This is a genomic window from Saccharothrix sp. CCNWYY140 (assembly GCF_037401995.1).
GTDB lineage: Bacteria > Actinomycetota > Actinomycetes > Mycobacteriales > Pseudonocardiaceae > Actinosynnema.
The window spans coordinates 1-6,805 of record NZ_JBBEGC010000217.1 but is presented as its reverse complement, the minus strand read 5'-3'; the positions used below and the strand labels follow the sequence as shown (position 1 = coordinate 6,805).

The 6,805-nt window shown below is 70.8% G+C and carries 5 protein-coding genes; 2 read left to right on the top strand and 3 right to left on the bottom strand.

Features of this window, described 5'->3' with window-relative positions; translation table 11 throughout:
* Positions 1 to 155 precede the first annotated feature (155 nt).
* Positions 156 to 578, bottom strand: coding sequence for a hypothetical protein (locus WBN91_RS38515; RefSeq protein ID WP_337729244.1), 423 nt, complete (start codon positions 576 to 578; stop codon positions 156 to 158).
* Between the two features lie 83 nt (positions 579 to 661).
* On the opposite strand from WBN91_RS38515, the gene mycP reads away from it, so the two are divergent.
* On the top strand, positions 662 to 1,939 hold the full coding sequence (mycP, locus tag WBN91_RS38510) for a type VII secretion-associated serine protease mycosin (RefSeq protein ID WP_337729245.1): 1,278 nt from the start codon (positions 662 to 664) through the stop codon (positions 1,937 to 1,939).
* A gap of 45 nt (positions 1,940 to 1,984) precedes the next feature.
* Here the strand turns inward: mycP and WBN91_RS38505 are convergent, their stop codons facing one another.
* Both WBN91_RS38505 and WBN91_RS38500 read right to left on the bottom strand, forming a co-directional pair.
* The gene (locus WBN91_RS38505; RefSeq protein ID WP_337729246.1) at positions 1,985 to 2,278 is read right to left on the bottom strand and encodes a hypothetical protein; all 294 of its coding nucleotides are present in this window, start codon (positions 2,276 to 2,278) and stop codon (positions 1,985 to 1,987) included.
* A 19-nt stretch (positions 2,279 to 2,297) separates the two neighbouring features.
* Positions 2,298 to 2,630, bottom strand: coding sequence for a WXG100 family type VII secretion target (locus tag WBN91_RS38500; RefSeq protein ID WP_337729247.1), 333 nt, complete (start codon positions 2,628 to 2,630; stop codon positions 2,298 to 2,300).
* Between the two features lie 140 nt (positions 2,631 to 2,770).
* Here WBN91_RS38500 and eccCa point away from each other — a divergent pair, with 140 nt between their 5' ends.
* A complete protein-coding gene (gene eccCa, locus WBN91_RS38495; RefSeq protein ID WP_337729248.1) occupies positions 2,771 to 6,721 on the top strand; it encodes a type VII secretion protein EccCa in 3,951 nt (1,316 codons plus the stop codon).
* Positions 6,722 to 6,805: the final 84 nt, after the last annotated feature.

Below are 6,805 nucleotides of genomic sequence, written 5' to 3'. Positions count from 1 at the left end.
TTCGGGCAGGCCATACGGGGATGACGGAAGAAGCCCAAGTTGGGAGGTCTGCTGCGCGAGCCCTTCGAAAAGCGCGCCCTGCGGGCGGGCGCGGGGGTGCGGGGAGCGAAGAGCGTGCCCTGCGCCTCTGCCGTCCCCACTTACGCATTGCTCGTCTAGCGCACCGTGAACTGCTGCCAGGGCGGCAGGCTGACCCAGTTCCCGTCCTGCTGGTAGGCCAGGTAGTAGGTGTGGGTGCCGCGCGCGGCGAACCGGCGCGAGGCCTCGACCGTGCGGGGCGTGGTGTCCAGGTGGACGTCGTCGAGCACGGGGAAGTCCCGGGCCGTGCCCTTCTCGTCCTTGACCCGGACGACCACCTTCGACAGCGTCACCGACCGGTCCGCGCTGAGCGTCGCCGTCACCACGACGGTGTTCCCCGCGACCGGCTCGGCGGGCTCGACGGCCAGCGACCCGACGATCGTCACGTCCCCCGACACGACGTCGACCGGCACCAGCTCGGGCTCCGACAGCCGCACCACGACCACGACCGCCGACACGGCCAGTACCGCGCCCGCCACGAGCCCCACCCACACCCGCATGATCCCCACGGTACGGCCCGGCGGGTGGCCTTTTGCGGCCAGGTCGCGCCCGTGCGGGGTCCGCGGTGGCGACCATGAGCGCGATGAAACGACACGGGACTTCCGCGCTCGCGGCCGTGCTGGCCGTGGGGGCGCTGCACGTCATCGGTGGCACGGCGAGCGCGGCACCACCGCCCGGAGCGTGCCACAACGCCGAGCCCGCCCACCCCGCCGTGCGGGAACAGCCGTGGGCGCAACAGGTGCTGGACCCGCGCCGGGTCTGGCCGCGCAGCCGGGGCGCGGGGGTGCTGGTCGCCGTCGTGGACTCCGGCGTCGACGCCGACCACCCCCAACTGCGCCGACCCGGCAAGGTGCGCGAGGGCCGGGACTTCGTGCGCGGCGAGCGGTCGGGCGCGTACGACTGCGTGTCGCACGGCACGGGGGTCGCGGGCATCATCGCGGCCGACCCGGTGCCGGGCATCGGGTTCCACGGCCTCGCGCCGGACGCGGAGATCCTGCCGGTGCGGGTCAGCGAGCGGGACATCGGCGACCGGGGCGAGTCGCTGCGCATCGACCCGCGGGTGCTGGCGGACGGCATCCGGTACGCGGCGGACATGGGCGCGAAGGTGGTCAACCTGTCCCTGGCGGGCTTCGACGACAACCCCGTGGTGCGCGAGGCGGTGGCGTACGCGGTGGGCAAGGACGCGCTGGTCGTGGCCGCGGTCGGCAACGGCCAGCGCGACGCGACCACCGAACTGCCGTCCTTCCCGGCGGGCTACGACGGTGTGCTGGGTGTCGGGGCGGTCGACATCGACGGCGCCCGGTTCACCGGCTCGCAGGTGGGCACGTACGTGGACCTGGTCGCGCCCGGAAGCCAAGTCGTGGCAACCACACGCGTGGACGGCCATTCCTATGTGGACGGTACGAGCTTCGCGGTCCCGTTCGTGTCGGCGACCGCCGCCCTGGTCCGCTCGGCGTGGCCCGAACTGACTGCGACCCAAGTGGCGCAACGACTTCTGGCCACCGCCGACCCGGCGCGCGGTGGACGCGGCAGCCCAGCGTACGGCGCGGGTCTGGTCGACCCGTACCGCGCGGTCACCGACGGCGTGGACACAGCCCGCCCGGCCGACCTGCCCCCACACGTGCCGGCACCACCGGACCAGGCCGCCCTCTCCCAGGCTCACTGGCTGGAAACCACCAGCAGCGCGGCGAAAACCGGTGCCGCGGTGGCTCTGGGCGCGGTCGTGGCGGTCGTCCTGTTCGTCTTGGTGTACCGGCGCGGCCGACGTCGTCGCTGGCAACCGACCTGGTCAGCGCCCCTGCCGTCCCGACCGGTCGTGGTCGAACCGCCCGAACAAACCTTCCTGGTCACCGAGAACTGACGAAGGCCCCGGCAACGCAGCCGGGGCCTTCCTCGGTGCAAACGGTCAGCTCGACACGGTCCGCCGGGCCTGCTCCAACGCGTCCCGCATCAGCTCCTTGGCCGTGTCGGTCGCCTGGGCCTGCTGGAGGACCGCCTGGTCGTGCTGGTCGGCGTGCTTCGACCAGATGCCCTGCGTCACGTCCAGCTCGGAGCCCGCCGCGTCGGTGAAGTACGACCCCACCGCGTCCTGCACGTAGCGGTACTGCTGGGAGGCGGTGTCGATGTTCTGGCTCGCGGTGTTCTGCATCTGGCCCACCGCGCCGGCGATGGTGTCGAACACCATCCTGATCTCGGTCATGCTCGATCCCCTTCCGGTGCTAGCCGTTGATGACGGAGGCGACGCCGAAGCTCACGCCGCCGACCACCTGGTTGCTGTCGGCGTCGACCGACTCGTACAGGTTCGCGACCACGCGGGTGTTGTCGGCCTGCTGCTGCAACATGTTCGTGAGCCGCTGGCTGTCCCCCAGCCGCGCCTCCTCCACCGAGGCGAACGCGGTGTGCGCGGTCCCGGTCCAGCTGGACCCGGCCAGCTGGGCGTTGTGGTTGCCCAGCGCGACGCTGTTGTTGCCGATCTCCTCGGCGTGCGCCCCGGTGTTGTTCGACAGACCGAGCAGGCCCTCGGTCTCGCCGTGGAGAAAGTTGCCGGCCATCGGCACTCCCCTCTCTGCCAGTGAAGGCCTGGGTCGGCCCCGATCTGCACGCTATGTCGGCCCACAGGGGAAAACCGCCCGGTGGCGCGTTCCTGCCACGGCCGGCCGCCGACCCCTCCGCCACCCGACCATTCGGTGTCATGGCGACTGTCGTGGTGAAGAGGCCGGCCCGCGTGCCCGCGCCGGAGATGCCGGCGGGCGAGCTGATCCTCCAGCCGCCGCCGGAGATCCCTCCGCCGCCCGGCCGGCAGTGGGTGCAGCTGCTCACCGTGCTGCCGATGGTGGCCATGATGGGCGCGACGATCCTGTTGTTCTCCGGCAGCATGACCGGGCAGATCCGGTTCGTCGTCTACGGCCTGATGGGCGTGGGCATGCTGGGCATGGTCGTGATGGGCCTGGTGCAGGGCGGCGGTCCGAGCAAGCGGGAGATGGGGCACGCCCGCCGCAAGTACCTGCGGCACCTGGCGCAGCACCGGTTGCGGCTGCGGCGGTCGGTGCGGCGGCAGCGGGCGGTGATGGAGTACCTGCACCCCGATCCCGGTTCGCTGTGGTCGCTGGTCGCGAGCCACCGGCTGTGGGAGCGACGCCGGGACGACCCGGACTTCGGCGTCGCCCGGATCGGCCGGGGCGCGCAGAGCCCGACCACGGCGGTCGTCGCGCCGGACACGAAACCGCTGGAGGAGCTGGAACCCCTGTCCGCGTTGGCGTTGCGGCGGTTCATCACCACCTACGCCACCGTGGACCGGCTGCCGGTCGCCATCGCCGTCAACGGGTTCAGCCGCGTCCACCTGCGCGGCGACCGCACCGCCGCGCTCGGCCTCGCCCGAGCCCTCGTCGCCCAGCTGGCCACCCTCCAGTCCCCCGAGGACCTGCGGATCGCCGTGTGCGCGGACGAGAAGCACCGTCCGGACTGGGAATGGCTCAAGTGGCTGCCGCACGCCGTGCACCCCGAGCACACCGACGCCCTCGGCCCGCTGCGGCTGGTCGCGGCGACCGTGCCCGCGCTGGAGTCCATGCTGGAGGAGGAACTGGCCAAGCGCCCGCGGTTCGACCCGGACGTGGACGCCCGCTCACCCGGACCGCACCTGGTGGTGCTGCTGGACGGCGGTTCGGTCGCCGGCTCGGGCCACCTGATGACGGGTGGCGGCGTCGAGGGTGTGACGGTCCTCGACCTCACCACCACCCCGCCCCGAGCGGTCGACCGCACCACGGTGGTGCTGGACGTCGCCCCTGACGGCGAACTGACCGCCGAAACCTCCGACGGCGCAACGACCTTGGGCGTCGCCGACGCGTTCGGCCCGCAAGCGGCCGAAGGCCTGGCAAGGCAGCTAGCTCCCTTGCGGCTGACCGCGGGCGTGCGCAGCGACCAGCCTATGACCGCCGAACTGGGCCTGTCCGACCTGCTGGAACTCGGCGACCCGTACGCGTTCGACCCAGACGACACGTGGGTCCCGCGCCCCAACCGCGACCGACTGCGGGTCAAGTACGGCATCCGCGGCGACGGCACTCCGATCGAACTGGACCTCAAGGAGTCCGCGCAGGACGGCATGGGTCCGCACGGCTTGCTGATCGGCGCGACCGGCTCCGGCAAGTCGGAGCTGCTGCGCACGCTGGTCCTGGCGCTGGCCGTGACGCACCCACCCAGCTCGCTGAACTTCGCGCTGGTGGACTTCAAGGGCGGTGCCACGTTCACCCGCCTGGACGCCCTGCCGCACACCAGCGCGGTGATCACGAACCTCGCCGACGAGCTCCACCTGGTCGACCGCATGACCGACGCCATCAACGGCGAACTGATCCGCCGCCAGGAACTCCTGCGCGCCGCCGGCAACTTCTCCTCCCTCCGCGACTACGAGAAGGCCCGCGCCGCCGGCGCCCCGCTCCCGGAGGTCCCCACCCTGCTGGTGATCTGCGACGAGTTCTCCGAGCTTCTTTCCGCCAAGCCGGACTTCATCGACATGTTCGTCCAAATAGGACGAGTAGGCCGCTCGCTAGGCGTCCACCTCCTTCTCGCCTCGCAACGCCTCGAAGAGGGCCGGTTGCGCGGCCTGGAAACCCACCTGTCGTACCGGATCGGCCTACGGACGTTCTCTGAGCTGGAGAGCCGCGCAGTGCTAGGCGTGTCAGACGCGTTCCAACTACCGCGCGCTCCCGGACACGGTTTCCTCAAGGTCGGCATGGACCCGATGGAACGCTTCCGAGCCGCATACGTGTCCGGCGTACACCAGCACCACACCAGCCCCACCGCGCCCGCCTCCGGCGCAGAACGCTTTGTGCTGCACGAATTCACCACTTCCTACGTCGCCCCAGACCTGGACCTGAACGAGCCCACTCCCGACCCAGACCAAGACGCCGTAGGCGAAACCCTCCTCGACATCCTCGTGGACCGCCTGTCCGGCCGCGGCACCCCCGCCCACCAGGTGTGGCTCCCACCGCTGAAGGAGTCGCCCACCCTGGACGCCCTGCTCCCCGCCCCGGCGGTCGACCCGCACCGCGGCCTGACCGCAGGCGAGGGCGGCCTGAAACCGGTACTGGGCTTGGTGGACCGCCCGTTCGAGCAACGCCGCGACCCGCTGGTGCTGGACCTGTCGGGCGCGGCCGGCCACGTGCTCGTCCTGGGCGCACCGCAAACCGGCAAGAGCACCACCCTGCGCACCCTCATCACCGCACTGGCCCTCACCCACACCCCACGCGAGGTCCAGTTCTACTGCCTGGACTTCGGCGGCGGCGCCCTGACAGCCGTGAGCGACCTACCGCACGTCAGCGGCGTGTCCGGCCGCCTGTCCACCGGCGCCGTCCGCCGCACGGTAGCCGAGGTGGCCACCATCCTCGCCCAGCGCGAACGCCTGTTCGCCGAACACGGCATCGACGGCATGGCCACGTACCGCAAGCTGAGGGCCGAGGGCCGGTTCGCCGAACACCCGCACGGTGACGTGTTCCTGGTCATCGACGGCTGGCAGACCTTGCGAGGCGAGTTCGCCGACCTGGAGGAGTCGGTCGGCGACATCGCGGCCCGCGGCCTGTCCTACGGCGTGCACGTGGTGGCGAGCGCAGCAAGGTCGTTCGACCTGCGCATGAACATCCGCGACTTGTTCGGCAGCAAACTAGAACTGCGCATCGGCGACCCGATCGACTCGGTCGTGGACCGCCGAGCAGCGATGAGCGTGCCGGTGGACGCGCCGGGCAGGGGCATCTCGATGAGCGCCCACCAGATGCTCATAGCCCTCCCCAGGATCGACGGCACCCCCAATGCAGCCGACAGCACCGACGCCCTACGTGCCCTGGTCACGGCAATCTCCCAAGCCTGGCAAGGCGACCGAGCCCCTTCCGTCCGCTTGCTCCCAGGCGTCCTACCCATGACCGAACTCCCCACCCAAGACCACCTCACCGGCCCCGAGGCCGGCCTAGCGGTAGGCATCCACGAAAAGGACCTGTCCCCCCTCCGCCTGGACTTCACCACCGACCCACACTTCTTCCTGCTGGCAGACACCCAATCCGGCAAAACCTCGTTCCTCCGAGCCCTGTCCCACCGCATCACCGCCGCGTACCCCCCGGAACAGGCGCGAATAATCCTGGTAGACCACCGACGCAGCCTCCTGGACGAGGTCCCCAAGGAACACCTGCTGGGCTACGGCACCAACGACACCCACAGCCGAGGCCTACTGGCCGAGGTAGCGGAAGCCATGACCCAACGCCTCCCCGGCCCGGACGTGACAGCGGAGCAACTGAGGTCGCGAAACTGGTGGAAGGGCCCGGAAATCTTCGTACTGGTAGACGACTACGACATGGTGGCCACCCACCAGGAACACCCGCTGATGCCGCTGCTGCCTCTGGTGGCACAGGGTTCGGACATCGGCCTGCACGTCGTCCTGGCCCGACGGACCGGCGGCGCGGGAAGAGGCCTGTTCGAACCTTTCCTGGCCCGCTTGAGGGAGGTGGGCACACCAGCCTTGATGATGTCCGGCGACCGCGACGAAGGCCCGTTGCTCGGCGGAATGCGCGCCCAGGTCCTTCCTCCAGGCCGAGGCTGGCTAATCGACCGCCGAGGCCACAAGGGCTTGGTCCAACTGGCTTGGCACCCCCCAACGACCTAGCACGGGATGCTACGCGCCGAAGGCGCGAGCCGAAGCGGCTAGCGCCCACGGGAAGGGCCTCGGTTTCTTTCCCCGTCCGGCCTG